The following is a 22,004-nucleotide window of genomic DNA, read 5'->3' on the forward strand; positions in this document are numbered from 1 at the left end:
CATGAGGTCGTTAGCTGATTTCGAATTTAATAAAGCGCCGTTATGTGATGGCATGGTCCTCATTTCTGAATTAATCCGCGACGATTTTCCGACGCATTATGTACAGGATGAACTGGAGCGGCTGTTGGCCCTGGCGCAGGAAGAAATTGCCTCTTCATGGGACCATGAGCGCCAGATAGCGCGGTTGCTGGAGCTTTTCTATCACGACTGGGGATTCAGCGACTCACATGGCGTTTACCGTCTGTCCGATGCGCTGTGGCTGGATAAAGTGCTGAATAATCGCCAGGGGAGCGCGGTATCGTTAGGCGCCATTTTCCTCTGGATTGCCCAGCGTCTGTCGCTGCCGGTGGTGCCGGTGATTTTTCCGACGCAGATGCTGCTTCGCGCCGATCCTGAAGAGAGCCAGGAAATGTGGCTGGTTAACCCGTTTAACGGCGAAACGCTGGATGAGCACACGCTGGAAGTGTGGCTGAAGGGGAATATCAGTCCGATCGCCGAGCTGTTTAACGAAGACCTTGATGAGGCCGACAACGCAGAAGTGATTCGTAAGCTGCTCGATACCCTGAAATCGGCGCTGATGGAAGAGCGGCAGATGGAACTGGCTTTACGGACCAGCGAAACCCTGCTGCAATTCAACCCGGAAGACCCGTATGAAATTCGCGATCGCGGGCTTATATACGCGCAACTGGATTGCGATCATGTGGCGTTGCAGGATCTTAATTATTTCGTTGAACAGTGTCCGGAAGATCCGATCAGCGAAATGATCCGTGCTCAGATCAACAACATTTCACATAAACAAATTACATTGCATTAGTCTGAAACCATTCCGGTTACTCCCTGATAAGGCAAATTTATGAAACAAAAAGTGGTTAGCATTGGTGATATCAACGTAGCAAATGACCTGCCATTCGTCCTGTTTGGTGGGATGAACGTGCTGGAATCCCGCGATCTCGCGATGCGTATCTGCGAACACTATGTCACCGTCACGCAGAAGCTGGGTATTCCGTACGTGTTCAAAGCCTCTTTTGATAAAGCTAACCGTTCTTCCATTCACTCCTATCGCGGGCCGGGTCTGGAAGAAGGAATGAAGATTTTCCAGGAGCTGAAACAAACTTTCGGCGTGAAAATTATCACCGACGTTCATGAGGCCAGTCAGGCGCAGCCGGTTGCCGATGTGGTTGATGTGATTCAGCTGCCCGCGTTCCTTGCTCGCCAGACTGACCTGGTGGAAGCGATGGCGAAAACTGGCGCGGTTATCAACGTGAAGAAGCCGCAGTTTGTCAGCCCGGGTCAGATGGGGAATATCGTTGATAAGTTCATTGAAGGCGGCAACGATAAAGTGATTCTTTGCGATCGTGGTTCGAACTTCGGTTACGACAATCTGGTTGTCGATATGCTGGGATTTGGGGTGATGAAAAAAGCCTCCAGCAACTCACCGGTTATCTTTGACGTCACTCACTCTCTGCAATGCCGTGATCCGTTTGGCGCCGCTTCCGGCGGCCGTCGCGCGCAGGTGGCTGAACTGGCGCGCGCGGGCATGGCGGTTGGCATCGCCGGGCTGTTTATTGAAGCGCATCCGGATCCTGAACACGCAAAATGCGACGGCCCGTCCGCGCTGCCTCTGGATAAACTGGAGCCTTTCCTCAAGCAGATGAAAGCCATCGACGATCTGGTTAAAAGCTTCCCTGAGCTGGACACCAGCAAGTAATTGCTTCTGAAATGCCAAAGCCTGCCCGTTGCAAAACCGGCAGGCTTTTTTATTCCCCGCCAGGCGGGGAACACTCAGGCAAAAATGGTCATCAGATAAGCGGCGAACAGCGCCAGATGCGCCGCGCCATTCAGTACATTGGTGCGTCCGGTGGAGAAGGAGATTTTGCACAGCACCAGCGAAGCGACCATCACCACCATTTCCGGCGCGCCCAGGCCAAAGCGCAATTCGTTGCCGGTGAGGAAGGCGATAAGCGTCACGACCGGAACCGTCAGGGAAATGGTCGCCAGCACCGAACCGAAAAACAGATTCATCGCTCTCTGTACCTGATTGTTAAGTACCGCTTTCAGCGCGCCCAGGCCTTCCGGGGAGAGAATCAGCAGAGCGACCAGAAAACCGGTGAAGGCGACGGGAGCATTCATGCTGGTTAGCAGCGTCTCCAGCGGAATTGCGTTCATTTTGGTAACGGCAATGACCGCAATCAGGTGGATCAGCAGCCAGACGGTATGCCACTGGCTGCTATGTGCCGAGGGTTTGCCGTGGTGCGGATCATCGTCGTCGCCGTCATCCTCATGTTCATAAACAAACAGACTCTGGTGCGTTTTGGTCTGAATCAGCAGGAACACGCCGTACATGGCGGCGGAAATCAGCGCGACCAACAGCGACTGTGCGGTGGTAAAGTTGGCCCCGGGCAGCGCCATCGGGAACACCAGCACGATAATCGCCAGCGGAAAGAGGGCGATCAAATACTGTTTGATGCCAAACAGATTCATATACTGGGTAGCGAATTTACTGCCGCCCAGCAACAATGAAAAACCGACCAGACCGCCGGTGACAATCATAATGATCGAATAAAGCGTATCGCGCATCAGCGTGGGCGCAGTGTCGCCGGTGGCCATTAATGCAGAAATGAGGCTGACCTCAAGAATGACCACGGAGAGGCTCAAAATTAATGAGCCATAGGGTTCACCCAGCCGGTGTGCCAGGACGTCGGCGTGGCGCACGACGCTAAATGCGCTACTCAAAATCCCGATCAGCGCCAGGATATTAATGGCAATGGCGACTGGCAGTGACGGGTTGCTTCCCCAGAAAAACAGCACTGCCAGCGCCATAAGCGGAAAAACGAGGGAAGTCTCCTTGTGGCGGGTTTTTACCGCCTCATGTGCATCGGTCATGAACCATCTCCAGGTGTGCAGGTGTTAGAATTATAGATACCGTAACTGCATAAAATAACAGACATTGATGGAGATAATTTACTTTTTTACTTAAATTTACCCCTCTTGCCCAATAAGTAGCGTAAATCGCCATAAAATGGGGTTAGTAATTTTTTATATTTATTATTCAGATAATTACTAAAATGTTTTTCGCATTTATCCATCCGCTTGCCAGACATAAAACCCTGTTCCAGACTGTATGTTCAGCCGTATTCTGGAGGTCAATATGCCCTATAGCAGCAAGCGTGAATTACCCGATAGCGTCCGGCACGTCCTGCCTGCGCATGCCCAGGAGATGTATAAAGAGGCTTTTAACAGCGCCTGGGAACAGTATAAGCATAAAGAAGAGCGACGAGATAACGCCAGTCGTGAAGAAACGGCGCACAAAGTCGCCTGGGCAGCGGTTAAAAATGCTTATCAAAAAGGCGATGATGATGATAAGTGGCATAAGAAAAAATAATCGCTTTGGCTACGTTATCTGCTGTCCCGGCCCTTGCCCGCGGGTCCTCCATTGCTTATTGTCAAATAAAGCCGGATAATAATTCGGCAATACTTCACGGATGGATCGGAGAATCGCGGGGAAGCGGGCAGTGGCGGAGGTAGTAGAAAGTGTTAACTCGTGATTTCTTGATCAATGCGGATTGTAAAACAGCGTTTGGCGCTATTGAGGAATCGCTTCTCTGGTCAGCAGAGCAACGAGCTGCGTCTTTGGCAGCAACGCTGGCCTGTCGTCCAGATGATGGCTCGGTGTGGATCTTTGGCTATGGCTCGCTGATGTGGAATCCGGCGCTGGAGTACCGTGAATCCTGTACCGGTACATTGCCGGGCTGGCATCGTGCGTTTTGTCTGCGGCTCACCGCCGGACGCGGTAGCGTGAATCAGCCGGGGCGCATGCTGGCGCTGAAAGAGGGCGGACGCACCACCGGCGTCGCTTACCGCCTGCCCGATGAAACCCTCGAAGAAGAACTGACGCTCCTGTGGAAGCGAGAGATGATCACCGGCTGCTATCTGCCGACCTGGTGTAAACTGGATCTTGATGATGGCCGCCAGGTTAATGCATTAGTCTTTATTATGGATCCGCGCCACCCGCTGTTTGAAGCGGATACCAGCGCGCAGGTGATCGCTCCGCTGATCGCGCGCGCCAGCGGTCCGCTTGGCACCAATGCGCAGTATCTGTTTGCGCTCGATCAGGAGCTGCGTAAACTCGGCATGTACGATGCGTGCCTCGACGATCTGGTCGGGAAGGTGCGTCATTTGCTGGGGGAAAACAGCCAGCCTGGGCTGGCTTGAGGATAAATCGCCCGGTTTGCCCCGGGCGAAGGTTATCAGGCGGGAACGTAGCTGATTGAGTGCTCCAGCGACTGGCTGTGGCTGTCGATGAGAACGTTCCAGGTGCCGCTGTACGGCACGGTCAGATACGCGCTATCTCTGTCCTGCACACTCAGAATATCCGCATGACTGTCGCCAGGCACTTTGGCGCTCATCAGATGAATATGGCAGCGCTCGGAGCAACGCACTACCAAAGTATCACCGCCAAACAACGTTAAACTTGCTTTTACCATTGCCATTTACTCTCAACCCCATTTCTGTCTACAGCGTCCTGCCAGCCCATTAACCCGCGTGATATTGTTCACACTTTGTTCTATGCATAACACCAAAGGGAAGGCGGGCTGATGCTGATTTTGATCAAAAAATGGAGTAACGATTAAACAAAAATGACATTGTGCCTGAAAGCTTTCAGCTGGCATTGTTTTCGATTAATAAACGCCGCCAGCCTGATATTAAATCCCGTTTAAAGGCCACTTTTTAGAAAGTCAGGACGTTATCCGCCGCCAGCGTCCACTGCGCCAGTTCCACAAGCGTACCAATCTCCACCCCCTCAATCAGCGGTAGCGCGCTGACTCCCCGGCCATCGGCGCAGGTTTTGCATAGCTTCACCGGTACGTTTTGCGCGGTAAGGATCTCCAGCATCTGCTGGATGTTATAGCCTTCCGTCGGCTTCTGACCGCGTAGCCCGGCCGTGACCGCATCTGACATTAAAAACAGCTTGAGCTCCAGGTCGGACTGCTGTTCGCGCAGGGCAATGGCCAGGCGCAGGCTATTAAACAGGGATTCGCTGCCGTAGGCGGCACCGTTAGCGATAATCACAATGCGTTGCATAAGGACTCCTTCTATAAGGCACGGTTATTGCTAGGTTGAAGTATAAAGCGTTAACCCGGGAGGGGGTATGAATAATACGGCTGGTGATGCGCCGGAGGCGATCGACTGGTGTGTGCGTGCGCGTCGACTACAGAAACAGCAACTGCATCAGTTGGCGGAACAGGGGGCACTGGCAAGTCAGATAAGCGCTCTGGTGCATATGTTACAGTGCGAGCGCGGCGCGTCAAATATCTGGTTGTGCTCCGATGGCCGACTTTATGCCGCAGAATGCCGGGCGGGCGCCGCCCTGGTTGATGAACAACTTATACTCTTTTATGCGGCGCTGGCGCCGGCCCGTCGCTCAGCCAGCAGCGCGTTATGCTGGCGTATCGCCGGCGCGGTGTGGCATCTCGCGCGGCTGACGGCGTTGCGCGAACGCGTGCGCGAGCGGGGGATGACCGCCGAGGAGGCGACAGAGCAGTTCAGCCGTATTATTCGCCATTTGCTGAATATCGTCCCGCAGCTTAATGAGAGCATTGACGATCCGCAAATTGCCGGGCGAATGGTGGCGCTCTACAGCTTTATGCAGGGCAAAGAACTGACCGGACAGGAGCGCGCGCTGGGCGCGCTGGGCTTTGCTCGCGGAGAGTTTAGCGATGATCTACGTCAGCAACTGGTGGATCGCATTGATGGTCAGCAGCCCTGTTTCGACAGTTTTCAGGTTTTAGCCAATCCGCCGCAAACCACCCTGTTTATTGAACAGTGTCAGGCCAGTCTGGAAATTGAGCAGCTACGGCGTATTGCCTGCACCCGTCAGCCTCCGGCGGATGACGGTGAAACAGCGCTGCGCTGGTTTAGCGCCCAGACGCAGCGCCTGGAACTGTTGCGTGGAGTGGAAGAACTGCTGATTGTCGATTTGCTTAACGCCACCGATGCTCTGCTCAATGGCGAAGAACAGGATATTCAGATCCCGCCCGCTGACTGGCTGGATAGTGAGATCGGCGACGCTCATCGACTGGATAAACAGCTTTTACCCCTGGTGCGCCAGCAGGCCCATGAGCTGCAACAGCTCTCCGCCCAGCTTGCCTCTCTGAAAGATGCGCTTGAAGAGCGCAAGCTGATTGAAAAAGCCAAAAGCGTACTGATGGCCCACCAGGGGATGCAGGAAGAGCAGGCCTGGCAGGCACTGCGTAAAATGGCGATGGATAAGAACCAACGCATGGTTGAGATCGCCCGCGCGCTGCTGACGGTGAAATCATTATGGCAGTTACCCCAAAAGGAGTAGATGCACAATCCGTGGGCATTTGCTGCCAGTCAACGGTGCAATTTTAGCGACCGCCGGACCATTGCGGCGGTGAAAACCGCGGAAAATAGCGCGGTGCGGATCTGGCATCAGGTTTGCATTATACAAAACGAGTGAATAAAGGTTTTGGGCAACGAGCCAATGGCGGTTCGTATGTCCATGGATAAAGGCGTCCTGCAGTGCGTAAGCACTGCCGGACGCTTTTTTTTTGCGTTTCTGGAGCAGGTATGGGCGAAAAATTTACGATTTCACGGCGGCGTTTATTACAGGCTGGTGCCGCGCTGGGCGGTGCGATGCTGCTGCCCGGCATGATGCAGACGGCATGGGCGGCAGGCTCGGATAAGCCGGAACAGACCACCGTGCGGGTGGGGTTTATTCCGTTGACCGACTGTGCCCCCATAGCCATTGCCTCCCTGAAAGGGTTCGATAAAAAGTACGGTATTACGCTCGTGCCGAGTAAAGAGGCCAGTTGGGCGGCGGTGCGCGACAAGCTGATCGCCGGCGAGCTTGATGCGGCGCACATTCTCTACGGCATGCTTTACGGCCTTGAACTGGGGATCGCCAGTAAACCGCAGTCGATGGCGAATCTGATGACCCTTAACCGCAACGGCCAGGGGATTAGCCTCTCCAGCGAGTTACAGGAGAAAGGAATAACCGACCTTAGCGGGCTGAAAAAAATGATCGGCCAGAGCGCGCCGGGCACCTACACCTTTGCCCATACCTTTCCCACCGGCACCCACGCGATGTGGCTCTACTACTGGCTGGCGAGCGGCGGAATTAATCCGTTTGAAGATGTACGCACCGTTGTGGTGCCACCGCCGCAAATGGTGATGAACATGCGCATCGGCAATATGAGCGGCTTCTGCGTTGGCGAGCCGTGGAACGCGCGCGCCATTAATGACCGCATCGGTTTCACCGCCGCCACATCCCAGGATATCTGGCCTGAACATCCGGAAAAAGTTCTCGGTACCCGCAGCGAATGGGTTGAACGTAACCCGAATAGTGCCCGCGCGCTGGTGGCCGCACTTATGGAGGCGCAGCGCTGGATCGCGGCCTCTGCGGATAACACCCGTGAAACGGCGCGCATTCTTGCCAGGCGCGCATGGCTGAATACCAAAGAACAGTATCTCACCGGACGAATGCTCGGCGAATACGACAACGGACTTGGCCGTCACTGGCAGGATGCGCACCCGATGCGCTTCTACGCCGGGGGAGAGGTGAGCTTCCCGTGGCTCTCGGACGGTATGTGGTTTTTAACCCAGTTCCGCCGGTGGGGAATGCTGAAATCAGCGCCGGATTATCAGGCGGTGGCCCGGCGCATTAACCGAATTGACGTCTGGAAAGAGGCGGCACAGGCGGTAGGCGGTATTAGCACGCCGACGCAGTTGCTGCGTAGCAGTACGTTACTGGACGGTAAGGTCTGGAACGGGATTGACCCTGAGGGCTACGCCCGCAGTTTCGCGATTCAATATAAGGGGGCATGAGATGAAACACGCATACAAAACGCAACCGCAGGCCAGCGCTGAAAAAGCGTCCGGTGAAGTGATCGCCATGCCGCCGGTACAGGTTCGCAAAACCACGCCGCCGGTGAGCCGCTGGCTGAGCGATATCTTCCAGCGTCTGCTGCCGCCGCTGCTGGGGCTAGGATTACTGCTGTTGGGATGGCAACTGGCGGCGATGAACAGCAAAGGTTTTCCCACGCCGCTCAGCACTCTCGATTCCGCGATGACCATTTTCGCCGACCCCTTTTATCGGGACGGACCGAACGATATGGGCATCGGCTGGAACGTCCTGGCATCGCTGCAGCGCGTGGCGGTCGGATTTGGTCTCGCCGCGCTGGCCGGTATTCCGCTGGGCTTCCTGATTGGTCGCTCACTATTCTTCGCCCGCATGTTTAACCCGTTGATTGCGCTGTTGCGTCCGGTGAGTCCGCTGGCCTGGCTGCCTATCGGTCTGCTGTTATTCCAGAAAGCGGAACCGGCTTCCAGCTGGACCATTTTTATCTGCTCCATCTGGCCGATGGTGATTAACACCGCCGAGGGCGTGCGGCGTATTCCCGAGGATTATCTCAACGTGGCCAGAGTACTGCAGCTTTCCGAATGGACGGTGATGCGCAAGATCCTCTTTCCGGCGGTTTTGCCCGCGGTGCTGACCGGCGTTCGCCTCTCTATCGGGATCGCCTGGCTGGTGATTGTCGCCGCCGAAATGCTCACCGGAGGCTTAGGAATCGGCTTCTGGATCTGGAACGAATGGAACAACCTCAACGTAGAAAACATCATCATCGCCATCATCATTATCGGCGTGGTCGGATTACTGCTGGAGCAGGGGCTGATGTTGCTCGCCCGGCGTTTCAGCTGGCAGGAAAAATAAGGAGTCGCAGATGAAACCATTAATTCAGGTCCAGGCCGTCAGCCAGCGTTTCAATACCGCCAGTGGCGAATTTCTGGCGTTGCAAAACGTCTCTTTCGATATCTATGAAGGGGAGACCATCAGCCTGATAGGTCATTCCGGCTGCGGTAAATCAACCCTGCTGAATCTGATTGCCGGTATTACCCACCCGACGGAGGGCGGCTTGTTATGTGATAACCGCGAAATTGCCGGACCGGGGCCGGAACGCGCGGTGGTGTTCCAGAACCACTCGTTGCTGCCGTGGCTGACCTGTTTCGACAATGTCGCGCTGGCGGTAGACCAGGTATTCCGTCACAGCATGAACAAAGCCGAGCGCAGGGAGTGGATTGCGCACAACCTTGAGCGTGTGCAGATGGGACATGCGCTGCACAAACGGCCGGGTGAAGTCTCCGGTGGGATGAAGCAGCGCGTCGGCATCGCCCGCGCGCTGGCGATGAAACCGAAGGTATTGCTGCTGGATGAACCCTTTGGCGCGCTCGATGCCCTGACGCGGGCGCATTTGCAGGATGCGGTCATGCAGATTCAACAGTCGCTCAATACCACCATCGTGATGATTACTCATGATGTTGACGAAGCGGTGCTGCTTTCCGATCGGGTGCTGATGATGACTAATGGTCCGGCGGCGACGGTGGGCGAGATCCTGGACGTCAATTTACCGCGCCCGCGTAATCGTGTTCAGCTGGCGGATGATAGCCGCTATCACCACCTGCGCCAGCAGATCCTGCATTTCCTCTATGAAAAACAGCCGAAAGCGGCATAAGGGGACGGTAATGACGCGGCGACTGGTGATTATCGGCAACGGCATGGCGGCGACCCGACTGGCGCAGGCGCTGGCGGAGCGCGATGCGCAGCGGTTTAGCATCACCATTATTGGCGATGAGCCGTGCCAGGCCTATAACCGCATTCAGCTGTCGCCGGTGCTTGGCGGCGAGAAAATGGCTATCCAGACTCGGCTGCTGCCTGATGAGTGGTATCGGCAGCATGGCGTAACGGTACGTAACGGCGAATCGGTAATCGCGGTCGATATTCACGCCCGCTCGCTACAAACCACCGGTGGTGAACTTTTCTGGGATGAACTGGTGTTCGCGACGGGATCGCTGCCGTTTACTCCGCCCTTGCCGGGTGTTGAGCTCCCGCATGTCTTTGCTTTCCGTACCCTGGCGGACGTCGAGGGCATTCTGGCTATCGATGGCCCGGCGGTAGTGATTGGCGGCGGCGTGCTTGGCGTGGAGGCCGCTGCGGCGCTGAGACGTCATGGTGACAATGTCACTTTACTCCATCGCGGACGCTGGCTGATGGAACAGCAAACGGATGCGTTTGCCGGTGAGCAATTGCAGATACAGCTCGCGGAGCGCGGAATTCACTGCGTGATGGAAAGCCGTATTGCGGCGATTAATGCACATCAGGTGTTGCTGGAGGATGGCCGGGCGTTTGCTGCTGCGCGGGTGGTGCTGGCAACCGGCGTCCAGCCGAATAAGCAACTGGCCGAACGCAGCGGCCTGGCCTGTGGCCGCGGCATTATCGTCAACCGTCAGTTGGCTACCGCCCTGCCGGGGATCAGCGCCATTGGCGAATGCTGCGAAATTGACGGTCAGACCTGGGGACTGGTGGCGCCGTGCCTGCGTCAGGCCGAGGTGCTCGCCGAACGTTTATGCGGCGCTCCCGGCGAGGATTTCAGCTGGCAGGATAGCGGCACGCGGCTGAAAGTCACCGGTATTGAGCTGTTCAGCGCCGGCGATCTGCGGGCGGATGAACAGGATGAAATTTGCACCAGCTGGGACCCGCTGGATCGCCACTACCGTCGCCTGTTGCTGCGTGACGGCAAGCTGCGCGGCGTCCTGTTGCTGGGCGATTGCGCCAGCGCCGCGCCGCTCACCTCTCTGCTGGGGGAATACTCTTCCGCGCCGGCAGAGTGGCTATTTAATCCATCTTCAACGATGCAGCCGAGTGCTGCGGGACAAACGACAATGACAAAACCTGTTTTAGCGCTGGTCGGACACGGCATGGTCGGCCACCACTTTCTTGAGCAATGCGTCAGCCGTAACCTTCATCAACAATACCGGATTGTGGTGTTCTGCGAAGAGCGCTATGCCGCTTATGACCGGGTCCATCTCTCGGAATACTTTTGCGGACGCAGCGCGGAATCACTGTCGCTGGTCGAAGGCGATTTTTTTACCCGGCACGGCATTGAGCTGCGTCTGGGCGAGGCGGTCGCCAGTATTGACCGCGAGGCGCACGTTGTGCGCGATGTGTCTGGCCACGAAACGCACTGGGATAAGCTGGTGCTGGCGACGGGTTCTTATCCGTTTGTTCCGCCGGTGCCGGGTAATAATCTTGCTGGCTGCTTTGTCTACCGCACGCTTGACGATCTCGACCAGATCGCCGCTCGCGCCGCGCATTCTCGCCGCGGGGTGGTCATCGGCGGGGGGCTGCTTGGGCTGGAAGCGGCCAACGCGCTGAAGCAACTGGGGCTGGAAACCCATGTTGTCGAGTTTGCCCCGAATCTGATGGCGGTACAACTGGATAACGGCGGCGCGGCGATGCTACGCGAGAAGATTGGCGATCTGGGCGTTGGGGTACATACCAGCAAGGCGACGACGGAAATTGTCGAGAATGAGCATGGGTTGCAGTTGAACTTTGCCGATGGCGGCTCGTTAGTGACCGATATGGTGGTGTTCTCTGCCGGTATTCGCCCGCAGGATGCGCTGGCCCGCAACAGCGATCTGAAGACGGGCGAGCGCGGCGGGATTTGCATCGACAATCAGTGTCGCACCTCCGACCCGGCTGTGCTGGCGATTGGCGAATGTGCCCTGTGGGAGAACAAAATCTATGGCCTGGTGGCCCCCGGCTATCAGATGGCACGTACCGCGGCGGCAGTGCTGGCAGGTGAAGAGGCCAGCTTCACCGGGGCTGACATGAGCACTAAACTGAAGCTGCTGGGCGTCGATGTCGCTTCTTTTGGCGATGCCCACGGGCGCACACCGGGCTGCCAGAGCTACCAGTGGTCCCACGGACCGGAGCAGATCTACAAAAAAATTGTTGTCAGCCAGGAGGGGAAAACGCTGCTTGGCGGCGTGCTGGTCGGCGATGCCAGCGACTATTCCACGCTGCTACAGATGATGCTTAACGGTATGGCATTGCCCGCACGCCCGGAAAGCTTAATCCTTCCGGCGCTGGAGGGCAGCGCGGCAAAAGCGCTCGGCGTGGCGGCGCTACCGGACAGCGCGCAGATTTGTTCCTGTCACAACGTCAGCAAAGGCGATATCTGCCAGGCGGTGAGCAACGGCGCGGGCGATATGGCGGCGATAAAGCGCTGCACCAAAGCGGCGACCGGCTGCGGCGGCTGTAGCGCGCTGGTTAAACAAGTGATGGAGTATCAGCTTGCGGAGCAGGGTGTGGAAGTCAAAAAAGATATCTGCGAGCACTTCCCATGGTCACGCCAGGAAATCTACCACCTGGTGCGCGTCAACCATATCCGGACTTTCGACCAACTGATTGCCCGCTATGGTCAGGGGTACGGCTGTGAAATTTGTAAACCGCTGGTGGCCTCGGTGCTGGCCTCCTGCTGGAACGAATATCTGCTGAAACCGGCGCATCTGCCGCTTCAGGATACGAACGATCGCTACTTCGCCAATATCCAGAAAGATGGCACCTATTCGGTAGTGCCGCGCATGGCGGCAGGGGAAGTCACGCCGGATGGGTTGATTGCGATCGGGCAGATCGCCAAACGCTACCAGCTCTACAGTAAAGTGACCGGCGGTCAGCGTATCGATCTGTTCGGCGCGCGTCTGGAACAACTCCCGGCAATCTGGCGTGAACTGATGGAAGCGGGCTTTGAAACCGGCCACGCGTATGGTAAATCCCTGCGGACGGTGAAATCCTGCGTCGGCTCGACCTGGTGTCGCTATGGCGTACAGGATTCAACCGGTCTGGCGGTAACCCTTGAGCATCGCTACAAGGGCCTGCGCGCGCCGCACAAAATTAAAATGGCGGTCTCCGGCTGCACCCGAGAATGCGCGGAAGCCCAGGGGAAAGACATCGGCGTTATCGCCACTGAAAAGGGCTGGAACCTGTACGTTTGCGGTAATGGCGGGATGAAGCCGCGCCATGCCGACCTGTTCGCCAGCGACCTTGATGAACAGACGCTTATCCGCAGTATTGATCGCCTGCTGATGTTTTATATTCGCACTGCCGATCGTTTACAGCGCACCAGTACCTGGATGGATAATCTTGAAGGCGGAGTTGACTATCTGCGCGAGGTTATCCTCGACGACAGCCTCGGTATCGGCGAAGAGCTGGAGCAGGAGATGGCGCGGGTTGTGGAGAGCTACCAGTGCGAATGGCAAACCACCCTTAACGACCCGCAACGGCTGGCGCTGTTCCGTTCTTACGTCAATAGCGATGAGCCGGATGAAGCGGTGCAGCGGCAAACTCTGCGCGGTCAGCCGCAGTTAGCCCCTGTGACCGGACAAGGCGAACTGGCGTTGCCGTCTCGTCCCTGGCAGGCCATTTGCGATCTTGACGCCATTCCGCCGCAGGCGGGGATTGGCGCGCGGCTGGGTGAGCGACAGATTGCGCTGTTCCGTTTTGGCGATCAGGTTTACGCCCTTGATAACCGGGAGCCTGGTAGCCAGGCCAACGTGCTGTCGCGCGGCCTTCTCGGCGATGCGGGCGGTGAACCGATTGTCATTTCGCCGCTGTATAAACAGCGTATTCGTCTGCGCGATGGCCGCCAGTGCGACGGCAGCGAGCAGACGGTCCGCGCCTGGCCGGTGAAAGTGGAGAACGGTAAGGTGTGGGTTGGCAACCAGCAGTTGCTGGTTCGCGCGGAGGCGTCCTGATGACAGAAACCCGGACGACGTGCCCCTACTGTGGCGTGGGCTGCGGGGTTATCGCCAGTCTGAATGAGGATGGCAAGGTGACCGTGCGCGGCGATGAGCTGCACCCGGCGAACCTGGGCCGGTTGTGCGTGAAGGGCGCAGCGCTGGGGGAAACCGTGGGCCTGGCGGGGAGGCTGCTGGCTCCTGAAGTGGACGGCGAACGGGTGTCCTGGCCGCAGGCGCTGGCGGCGGCCGGTTCGCGCCTGCGGGAGATAATCGACCAGTATGGCCCGCAGGCGGTGGCGTTCTATGCCTCCGGTCAGCTACTGACCGAGGACTACTACGCCGCGAATAAGCTGATGAAGGGATTCATCGGCGCGGCGAACATCGATACCAATTCGCGGCTGTGTATGTCTTCGGCGGTCACCGGTTATAAGCGTGCGCTGGGCGCTGATGTGGTGCCGTGCAGTTATGAAGATGTGGAAAACAGCGATCTGGTGGTGCTGGTGGGCTCGAACGCGGCCTGGGCCCATCCGGTACTTTATCAGCGGCTGGTACAGGCTAAACGCGATAATCCGCAGATGCGGGTAGTAGTGATTGACCCCCGGCGCACCGCCACCTGCGATATCGCTGATATTCATCTGGCGCTGGCGCCCGGCAGCGACGGGGGGCTGTTTGTCGGCCTGCTTAACGCCATTGCCGCCAGCGGTGATATTGCCGGCGATTTCAGCGATGCGCGGCAGGCGCTGAAAATTGCGCAGGCGTGGGATAGCGAAAAAGTGGCGCAGTTCTGCGGTCTGCCGCGACAGCAGATTGACGCTTTTTATCGCGAATTTATCGCCGCGCCGCGCGCCATCACGCTCTACACCATGGGCATTAATCAATCCGCCAGCGGCAGCGATAAATGCAATGCCATTATCAATGTTCACCTGGCAAGCGGGAAATATGGCCGTCCGGGCTGCGGACCATTTTCGCTGACCGGTCAACCCAATGCGATGGGGGGACGTGAGGTGGGCGGGATGGCGACGATGCTGGCGGCGCATATGAATTTTACAGCCGACGATTTACAGCGTCTGGCACGGTTCTGGGGCAGCGAAAGGCTGGCGCAAACGCCGGGGCTGACGGCGGTGGAGCTGTTCAGCGCTATTGGCCGCGGCGAGGTGAAAGCCGTGTGGATCATGGGCACCAATCCGGTGGTCTCTCTGCCGGACAGCCATGCGGTCAGCGAAGCGCTGGCGGCCTGTCCGCTGGTGATCGTCTCCGATGTGGTCGCCGGTACCGATACCGGACGGTTTGCCCATATCCGTTTTCCGGCGCTGGCGTGGGGGGAGAAAAACGGCACGGTGACCAACTCGGAGCGGCGGATCTCTCGCCAGCGCGCGTTCCTGTCACCGCCGGGAGAGGCAAGAGCCGACTGGTGGATCATTGCCCGCGTGGCGCAGGCGTTGGGCTTTGGCGCAGCCTTTGCCTGGCGGCATCCTCACGAGGTGTTCCGCGAACATGCGGCGCTCTCAGGTTTCGAAAATAACGGCCAGCGGGCATTTGATATTGGCGGGCTGGCGGATTTGAGCCGCGAGGCGTGGGACGATCTGGCACCGGTGCGCTGGCCGGTAAGCCGCAGTCCGGCGCAGTGGAGCCTGCATTCGGGCTGGCATCGCGACGGTAAACTGCGGATGGTGCCGGTCGCCCCGCAGCCAACCCGGGCGGCGCTCGACGCATTTTATCCGCTGATCCTCAATAGCGGGCGGATACGCGACCAGTGGCACACCATGACCCGTACCGGCGCGGTGCCGCGACTGATGCAGCATATTGCTGAACCGGTGGTGGAGGTCGCGCCGCCGGATACGCAGCGCTATCACCTGCTGGAGGGCGAGCTGGCGCGGATCTGGTCACCGCATGGGGTGATGGTGGCCAAAGTGATTATCAGCGACGGGCAGCGTCCCGGATCGTTGTTTGTCCCGATGCACTGGAATAATCAATTTGCTCGCCAGGGACGGGTGAATAACCTGCAGTTTGCGGTTATCGACCCGCATTCCGGCCAACCGGAGAGCAAACAGGTCGCGGTCGCGATAGCCCCCTGGCTCCCGGCCTGGAAAGGGGAGCTTTTTTCTCGCCAGCCGGTTCCTCTGCCCGCATCAATACACTGGCGACGACGTGCCTTAGCGGGTATTACGCATCTGTCTCTGGCGGGGGATATCCACGCCCGTGAATGGCTTGTCGCCTGGTGCAGGCAGCAGGGATGGCAGATGCAGGTCGCCGAAGGCGGCAAGGTCTGGAATCTGCTGGCATGGCAAGAGGGCGAGCTGATGCTCGGCTGGTGGAGCGATGGGCATGAACCGTCCATCGACGCCGAATGGATTAGCGCCGCGTTTCGCACGCCGCCGCAAGATGCCGCCCAGCGTCATGCGTTATTGAGCGGTAGAAAGGGCGGGGATAGCGTGCCTCGCGGGCGTATTATTTGTAGCTGTTTTAGCGTCGGGGAACGGACGATAAATGAAGCTATCGCCGACGGCTGTCATACGCTTAACGGACTGGGCGCCAAACTGAAATGTGGCACCAATTGCGGTTCCTGTATTCCGGAGCTGAAGACGTTGCTGGCGGAAAATCTGGCGCGAACGTGAGATGAGCGTGATGACTCTCCAGCCTCTGGGGGGAGGCGCGGTTCCGTCGGGCGGCTACCGGCATGCGCAGGCTGCCCGCAATCAGCGATTCAGCATATTCCTGAAATCATCCTGAAAGCTGCGTAGGGTGACAAAAGACGATAGACTGCCGGTTTGTTGTCACCCTTCGTGAGTAGATGTAACCGATTTGATCGCTTTGTTGTTCCGCATAACCCCATATTTGTCATTTCTCCTGCTGCTGACAGGTACCGTCGCGCGCGCGCAGCAGAATAACCAGCCGGACGTCAGTGCAGCGGATACGTTGCCGGACCTTGGTCTGGCGCCGCAGGTGGATGATGACGCAAAGCACTTTGCCGAGATGGTAAAAAAATTTGGCGAAGCCAGTATGAGTGATAAAGAGATGACCGCTGGCGAGCAGGCGCGGGTATTCGCCATCGACAAACTGGGGGATGAGGTCAGTCAGCAACTGGAGGACTGGCTCTCGCCATGGGGCAACACCAGTGTCGATCTGTTGATTGATAAAGAGGGGCATTTTACCGGCAGCAAGGGAAGCTGGTTTGTCCCCTTACAGGATAACGGTGACTTTCTCACCTGGAATCAATACTCGGTCACACAGCGTGACAGCGGACTGGTGGGGAATATTGGCCTCGGTCAGCGCTGGAGAATGGGCAACTGGCTGTTGGGCTATAACACGTTCTACGATCAGGCGCTGGATGACCACCTGGCGCGCGGCAGTATTGGCGCGGAAGCCTGGGGCGAGTCGATGCGTTTGTCCGCTAATTACTATCATCCGATTGGTGGCTGGCAGCAGGGAAGTCGCCTGACTCAACTGCAGCGTATGGCGAGTGGCTACGATGTGACGGCTCAGGCGCGGCTGCCATTTTATCAGTACGTTAATACCAGCGTTAGCGTGGAACAATATTTTGGCGACAACGTCGATCTGTTCGATTCGGGAACCGGATATCATAATCCGATAGCGTTGTCGGTCGGCCTGAATTACACGCCTTTTCCGCTGGTCACGGTCACCGCCAAACATAAGCAAGGTGAGAGCGGTATCAGTCAAAACGATGTGGGGTTGAAACTCAATTATCGCTTTGGCGTCCCGTTAAAACAGCAACTGGCGGCTGATGAAGTCGCCGTCAGACGCGCGCTGCGCGGAAGCCGCTACGATCCTCCGGAACGGGATAACCTGCCGGTGATGGAGTATCGTCAGCGCAAAACCCTGGCGGTTTATCTGGCCACGCCTCCCTGGGATCTTCGGCCGGGAGAGACGGTACAACTGAAGCTACAAATTCGTAGCCTGCACGGTATTAAGTCTCTGAGCTGGCAGGGAGATACCCAGGCGTTAAGTCTGACTTCGCCGATAGAGGCCAGTAGTCCGGATGGCTGGAGCGTGATTATGCCACGCTGGAACAGCGACGCTGGCGCGGGCAATCTCTGGCATCTTTCCGTGGTGGTAGAGGATAAAAAAGGTCAGCGCGTCTCATCCAATGAGATCACCCTGGCGCTGACGGAGCCACTGGAGAGCTTACCTGCAGATGGCGTTTCGTGGCAGCAGACGCCCTAGAGCACGCGTTCCTGATGGACCCAAACCGCCGCTTCTACCCGCGATTTTAATTTCATTTTCTTCAGCATATGTTTGACGTGCACCTTGACGGTGCTTTCGGTGATATCCAGGCGGCGGGCGATCATTTTGTTCGGCAGACCCTGAGCAATCAGCTTAAGAATGTCGCGCTCGCGCGGTGTTAACTGGCTAATGTCGCGCTCGGAGGTGGCGCGATTAGCCCGTAGGCTGGCTGCCAGCACCGGCGTTAATGCTTCGCTGAGCACCATTTCGCCCGCCGCCGCCTGTTGCAGTGCTTTCAGCAGATCTTCCGGCTCCATATCTTTCAACAGGTAGCCGTCGGCGCCGCGTTTCAACGCGGTCACGACATCTTCTTCATGGTTGGAAACGCTAAATACCACCACGCGACCGGAAAGCGCTTTTTCGCGCAGCTTGTCCAGAGTTTCGAGGCCGTTCATCCCCGGCATATTGAGATCCAGCAGAATCAAATCCGGGTCCAGGGACTCCGCCATCGCGATACCCTGTTCGCCGTTACTGGCTTCACCAATCACCTGAATATCCGGTGCCATACTGATAAGCTGTTTGACGCCGGTACGCAGCATCGGGTGATCGTCAATGAGAAGGATGGTTGCTCGTTCCTGTTGACTCATAGCGTTCTCCTTATTGGATTGAAAACGATTTTTCAGGGATAAAGGTGACCACCACTTCCGTGCCGCCGGTTTTCCGACGCTGCACCTGACAGTCTCCGCGTAGGCTCTGAGCGCGATCGCGCATAATGATTAAGCCGTAATGGTTGCTGCGTTCCGCATTCTCCGGTACCCCGCGGCCGTTATCGGCCACCACCAGTCGGACCTGATTATCCTTTAGCGTTACCGTAACGCTGACTTCTGTGGCATTGGCATGCTTGAGGGCATTGCTTAGCGCCTCGCGGGCGATTTGCAGCAGGTGGATAGCCTGGTGCGAGGGCACAAAACGCGGCGGTAGTTGATAATCCAGTCGCACTGTAAAGCCGAAATGGGCGCTGTACTCCTGACAACTGGCTTCCAGCGCCGGGCGCAGACCGGTGTCGGTTAACTGCAGACGGAAGGTTGTCAGCAGTTCCCGCAGCTGTGCCCATGAGGTATTCAGTTCATTACGGATTTGCCCCAAAAGCTGGCGACTCTCTTCCGGTAGCCTGTCACCCTGCATCTGCAGGCAACTGACCTGCATTTTCATACAGGAGAGCGATTGGGCGATGGAGTCATGCAGTTCGCGGGCGATAGTCGCACGTTCCTCCATTACGATAAGCTGCTGCTGGCGCTCCTGATGCCGATCGAGGGCCAGGGTCCCGGCGATCTGCTCAACTAACGTATCGACCAGTTGCTGCTGATCGTGGCTCAGGTGAAGACCGGTAGGGAGGGTAGACAGCAGAATACCATATTGATTATGGGCATCCGACAGTCGCCATTTTAATGTGGTGCCGACATTGGGCAACGCCGGCAGGTCGCGCGGGCAGAGATAGCAGCCTCGGTCATCGCACTGAATGTCGGAGTGGCAGGAAAACTCCTGATGGTTATCTTCATCTTCGAGATCGTAAACCCGGACTTCAATATCGCGCAGCGGGGTTAACCCTTGCAAACCGTTAAGCACGGGCGAGATACGTTCGCAGAGTGGGGCGTTCGAATGCAGACGGCGGTTGGCTTGCCACAGGAATGCGAGGATCTCATTTTTTTGTTCAAGTCCGGCGGTTTTTTCCTGTACCCGCCGTTCAAGCACCGAATAGCTCTCGGCCAGTTCTTCCGACATATTATTCAGCGCCATACCCAGCGTCGCCATTTCGTTGCGTCCGCCAATTTGCGCACGCTGGGTAAAATCGCGCTGGCTCACCGCGCGGGCCATCGCCAGCAGCTGTTTCCAGGGGCGTAACAACCGGGCGCGTAGCCAGACGATAGTGAACGCCAGCAGCAGCGCCATGCCGACAGCCATCAAACGCTGGGTCCAGACAACCTGCTTTATCCGCTCTTCGGTGGTGTGATCGAAAGCGGTGACCAACTGATCTATGCGGTTGACAAAACCGGCAACGTTCGCCGCTACCGTCGCCTGATGCTGCGCACGGCGCATTTCCGGCGCCAGCTCCAGTTGCCAGTAGCGCTGTAAAGCCTGAAGCTGTTGCTGCTGATCGTCATGGCGCGCGGCGTACTGCAGTTCCGGACTGAAGACCGTCGCCGTCATTTCATCCAGCAGTTTTTGGTCATCGGCGTGCAACGGTACCGCCGCCAGCAGGCGATAGCTCTGCATACGTAGCGAACCGGCTTTATTAATGGCGTGCGCGCTGCCCTGAACGCCGTGCACCAGGCGAGAGGAAATCGCCATTCCGGCAACACCTATCACCGCAACCAATAAAACGATCAACGCGAGCTGATTCACCAGCGTTAGCGGCGTAAAAAGACGTTTCAACATGGCTAAATGGCTCCTGATCGGCCAGTCATCCGGGCGTGTGGCTTATTCTCGGACATCCTCTGGAGTATACCCATACCCCAAAAGGATTACTCCTTAATTGTCAGTCTTCGATAGCCTGGTGGCACGCATTTGTGGAATGACAGCAGCCGTGTGATAAAACACACTTTTTTGCGCAGAAATAGCTACTCATTAGGGAGGATGTGCTTTTTTTAGCGAATTTCTCGCCCGCTTTTGCTTTGATTTATATCAACTTACCGCCGCCGGTAACCCATAAGGTAGCCAGGGTTAATATGAATCATCAGAGGTGTCTATGAGTCACTCTTCAATCCCGGAGAAGACTAACAGCCCAGTCATTAGCGACTGGCGTCCTGAAGATCCTGAGTTCTGGCAGCAGCGTGGTCATCGTGTCGCCAGCCGCAATCTGTGGATCTCCGTTCCCTGTCTTTTACTGGCATTCTGCGTCTGGATGTTGTTCAGCGCCGTCGCCGTCAATCTGAATAAAGTCGGTTTTCAGTTTTCAACCGATCAGTTATTTATGCTGACCGCGCTACCCGCGTTGTCCGGCGCGCTTCTGCGCGTGCCCTATGCTTTTATGGTCCCGCTGTTCGGCGGCCGTCGCTGGACTGCATTTAGTACCGGGATCATGATCGTCCCCTGCGTATGGCTGGGCTTCGCGGTACAGGATACCGCGACACCCTTTAGCGTATTTGTGATTATCTCCCTGTTGTGTGGCTTTGCGGGGGCGAACTTTGCTTCCAGTATGGCCAATATCAGCTTCTTTTTTCCGAAACAGAAGCAGGGCGGCGCGTTGGGTATCAACGGCGGCCTCGGCAATATGGGGGTCAGCGTGATGCAACTGGTCGCTCCTCTGGTGGTATCTCTGTCGATTTTCGCCATCTTTGGCGGGAGGGGCAGCGAATTACCGGATGGATCAACGCTGTATCTGGAAAACGCGGCGTGGATTTGGGTACCGTTTCTGATTATCTTCACCCTCGCGGCATGGTTCTTTATGAACGATCTGTCGGCGTCGAAGGCTTCTCTTCGCGAACAGCTCCCGGTGCTGAAGCGTGCGCATCTGTGGATTATGGCACTGCTCTATCTGGCGACCTTCGGTTCATTTATCGGCTTCTCCGCAGGCTTCGCGATGTTGTCGAAGACCCAGTTTCCTGATGTTCAGATCCTTCATTACGCCTTCTTTGGGCCGTTTATTGGTGCGCTGGCGCGTTCCTGCGGCGGCGCGATCTCCGACCGTCTGGGTGGAACCCGCGTGACGCTGGTGAACTTTGTGTTGATGGCAATCTTCTGCGGCCTGTTATTCCTGACGCTGCCATCTCACGGCGAGGGCGGTAATTTTATTGCCTTCTTCGCGGTATTTATGGTGCTGTTCCTGACCGCCGGGCTGGGAAGCGCCTCTACCTTCCAGATGATCTCGGTTATCTTCCGTAAAATGACCATGGATCGCGTGAAAGAGCAGGGCGGCAGCGACGCGCAGGCGATGCGTGAAGCGGCCACCGACACGGCGGCAGCGTTAGGCTTTATCTCGGCGATTGGCGCTATCGGCGGCTTCTTTATCCCGAAAGCGTTTGGTATTTCACTGGATCTCACCGGTTCTCCGGCCGGAGCGATGAAAGTCTTCCTGGTGTTCTATATTGCCTGCGTGGTGATTACCTGGGCCGCTTATGGGCGGAAGCAGAAATAATTTTTTGCCTATGTTCATTCAAGAGCGCAGAAATATTTGCGCTCTTTTTTTGAGGTATTAATTAGTTACAACATACTATTTGTTTTGA

General features: G+C 56.9%; 17 protein-coding genes. 12 read left to right on the top strand and 5 right to left on the bottom strand.

Annotation, left to right across the window (positions count from 1 at the left end; all coding sequences use genetic code 11):
- The first annotated feature begins 1 nt into the window (after position 1).
- Together sirB1 and kdsA are read left to right on the top strand one after the other, a co-directional pair.
- Positions 2-814: an invasion regulator SirB1 gene (gene sirB1, locus FE839_RS08150; RefSeq protein ID WP_138360330.1), complete on the top strand. Its 813-nt coding sequence runs from the start codon at positions 2-4 to the stop codon at positions 812-814.
- Positions 815-853: 39 nt separating this feature from the next.
- Complete coding sequence (gene kdsA / locus FE839_RS08155) at positions 854-1,708, top strand: 3-deoxy-8-phosphooctulonate synthase (RefSeq protein ID WP_138360331.1); 855 nt, start codon at positions 854-856, stop codon at positions 1,706-1,708.
- A 74-nt stretch (positions 1,709-1,782) separates the two neighbouring features.
- Here kdsA and chaA read toward each other — a convergent pair whose 3' ends face one another.
- Positions 1,783-2,883, bottom strand: a complete 1,101-nt coding sequence (chaA, locus tag FE839_RS08160; protein ID WP_138360332.1) for a sodium-potassium/proton antiporter ChaA — start codon at positions 2,881-2,883, stop codon at positions 1,783-1,785.
- 265 nt (positions 2,884-3,148) lie between these two features.
- On the opposite strand from chaA, the gene chaB reads away from it, so the two are divergent.
- Both chaB and FE839_RS08170 read left to right on the top strand, forming a co-directional pair.
- Positions 3,149-3,382, top strand: a complete 234-nt coding sequence (gene chaB, locus FE839_RS08165; protein ID WP_138360333.1) for a putative cation transport regulator ChaB — start codon at positions 3,149-3,151, stop codon at positions 3,380-3,382.
- Between the two features lie 149 nt (positions 3,383-3,531).
- Positions 3,532-4,212, top strand: a complete 681-nt coding sequence (locus FE839_RS08170; RefSeq protein ID WP_138360334.1) for a gamma-glutamylcyclotransferase — start codon at positions 3,532-3,534, stop codon at positions 4,210-4,212.
- A 35-nt stretch (positions 4,213-4,247) separates the two neighbouring features.
- On the opposite strand, the gene FE839_RS08175 is transcribed toward FE839_RS08170, so the two are convergent.
- Together FE839_RS08175 and FE839_RS08180 are read right to left on the bottom strand one after the other, a co-directional pair.
- On the bottom strand, positions 4,248-4,490 hold the full coding sequence (locus tag FE839_RS08175; protein WP_002910387.1) for a DUF1883 domain-containing protein: 243 nt from the start codon (positions 4,488-4,490) through the stop codon (positions 4,248-4,250).
- A 238-nt stretch (positions 4,491-4,728) separates the two neighbouring features.
- Positions 4,729-5,082, bottom strand: a complete 354-nt coding sequence (locus FE839_RS08180) for a DsrE/DsrF/TusD sulfur relay family protein (RefSeq protein WP_138360335.1) — start codon at positions 5,080-5,082, stop codon at positions 4,729-4,731.
- A 67-nt stretch (positions 5,083-5,149) separates the two neighbouring features.
- On the opposite strand from FE839_RS08180, the gene nasR reads away from it, so the two are divergent.
- The 7 genes from nasR (at position 5,150) to FE839_RS08215 (ending at position 17,781) form a co-directional block, all read left to right on the top strand.
- Positions 5,150-6,346, top strand: coding sequence for a nitrate regulatory protein NasR (nasR, locus tag FE839_RS08185; RefSeq protein WP_138360336.1), 1,197 nt, complete (start codon positions 5,150-5,152; stop codon positions 6,344-6,346).
- A gap of 245 nt (positions 6,347-6,591) precedes the next feature.
- The gene (locus FE839_RS08190) at positions 6,592-7,848 is read left to right on the top strand and encodes a CmpA/NrtA family ABC transporter substrate-binding protein (protein ID WP_138360337.1); all 1,257 of its coding nucleotides are present in this window, start codon (positions 6,592-6,594) and stop codon (positions 7,846-7,848) included.
- A gap of 1 nt (position 7,849) precedes the next feature.
- Positions 7,850-8,734, top strand: coding sequence for a nitrate ABC transporter permease (ntrB, locus tag FE839_RS08195; RefSeq protein WP_138360338.1), 885 nt, complete (start codon positions 7,850-7,852; stop codon positions 8,732-8,734).
- Positions 8,735-8,744: 10 nt separating this feature from the next.
- Positions 8,745-9,533, top strand: a complete 789-nt coding sequence (locus FE839_RS08200; protein ID WP_138360339.1) for an ABC transporter ATP-binding protein — start codon at positions 8,745-8,747, stop codon at positions 9,531-9,533.
- A gap of 10 nt (positions 9,534-9,543) precedes the next feature.
- Positions 9,544-13,614 carry a nitrite reductase large subunit NirB gene (gene nirB / locus FE839_RS08205; RefSeq protein ID WP_138360340.1) on the top strand — a complete coding sequence of 1,357 codons (4,071 nt, stop codon included), beginning with the start codon at positions 9,544-9,546 and terminating at the stop codon, positions 13,612-13,614.
- On the top strand, positions 13,614-16,214 hold the full coding sequence (locus FE839_RS08210) for a nitrate reductase (RefSeq protein ID WP_138360341.1): 2,601 nt from the start codon (positions 13,614-13,616) through the stop codon (positions 16,212-16,214). The genes nirB and FE839_RS08210 overlap by 1 nt, the downstream gene beginning before the upstream one ends.
- A 187-nt stretch (positions 16,215-16,401) precedes the next feature.
- A complete protein-coding gene (locus FE839_RS08215; protein ID WP_171034844.1) occupies positions 16,402-17,781 on the top strand; it encodes a YchO/YchP family invasin in 1,380 nt (459 codons plus the stop codon).
- Here the strand turns inward: FE839_RS08215 and narL are convergent.
- Both narL and narX read right to left on the bottom strand, forming a co-directional pair.
- A complete protein-coding gene (gene narL, locus FE839_RS08220; protein WP_138360342.1) occupies positions 17,778-18,428 on the bottom strand; it encodes a two-component system response regulator NarL in 651 nt (216 codons plus the stop codon). The two genes, FE839_RS08215 and narL, sit on opposite strands and share 4 nt — an antisense overlap.
- Positions 18,429-18,438: 10 nt before the next feature.
- Positions 18,439-20,217: a nitrate/nitrite two-component system sensor histidine kinase NarX gene (gene narX / locus FE839_RS08225; RefSeq protein ID WP_138360343.1), complete on the bottom strand. Its 1,779-nt coding sequence runs from the start codon at positions 20,215-20,217 to the stop codon at positions 18,439-18,441.
- A 310-nt stretch (positions 20,218-20,527) separates the two neighbouring features.
- Between narX and FE839_RS08230 the strand changes: the two genes are divergently transcribed.
- Entirely contained in the window at positions 20,528-21,916 is a 1,389-nt protein-coding gene (locus tag FE839_RS08230) for a NarK family nitrate/nitrite MFS transporter (RefSeq protein ID WP_138360344.1), read from the top strand.
- The last annotated feature ends 88 nt before the right edge of the window (positions 21,917-22,004 follow it).

It is taken from the genome of Klebsiella indica (genome assembly GCF_005860775.1).
Lineage (GTDB): Bacteria > Pseudomonadota > Gammaproteobacteria > Enterobacterales > Enterobacteriaceae > Klebsiella > Klebsiella indica.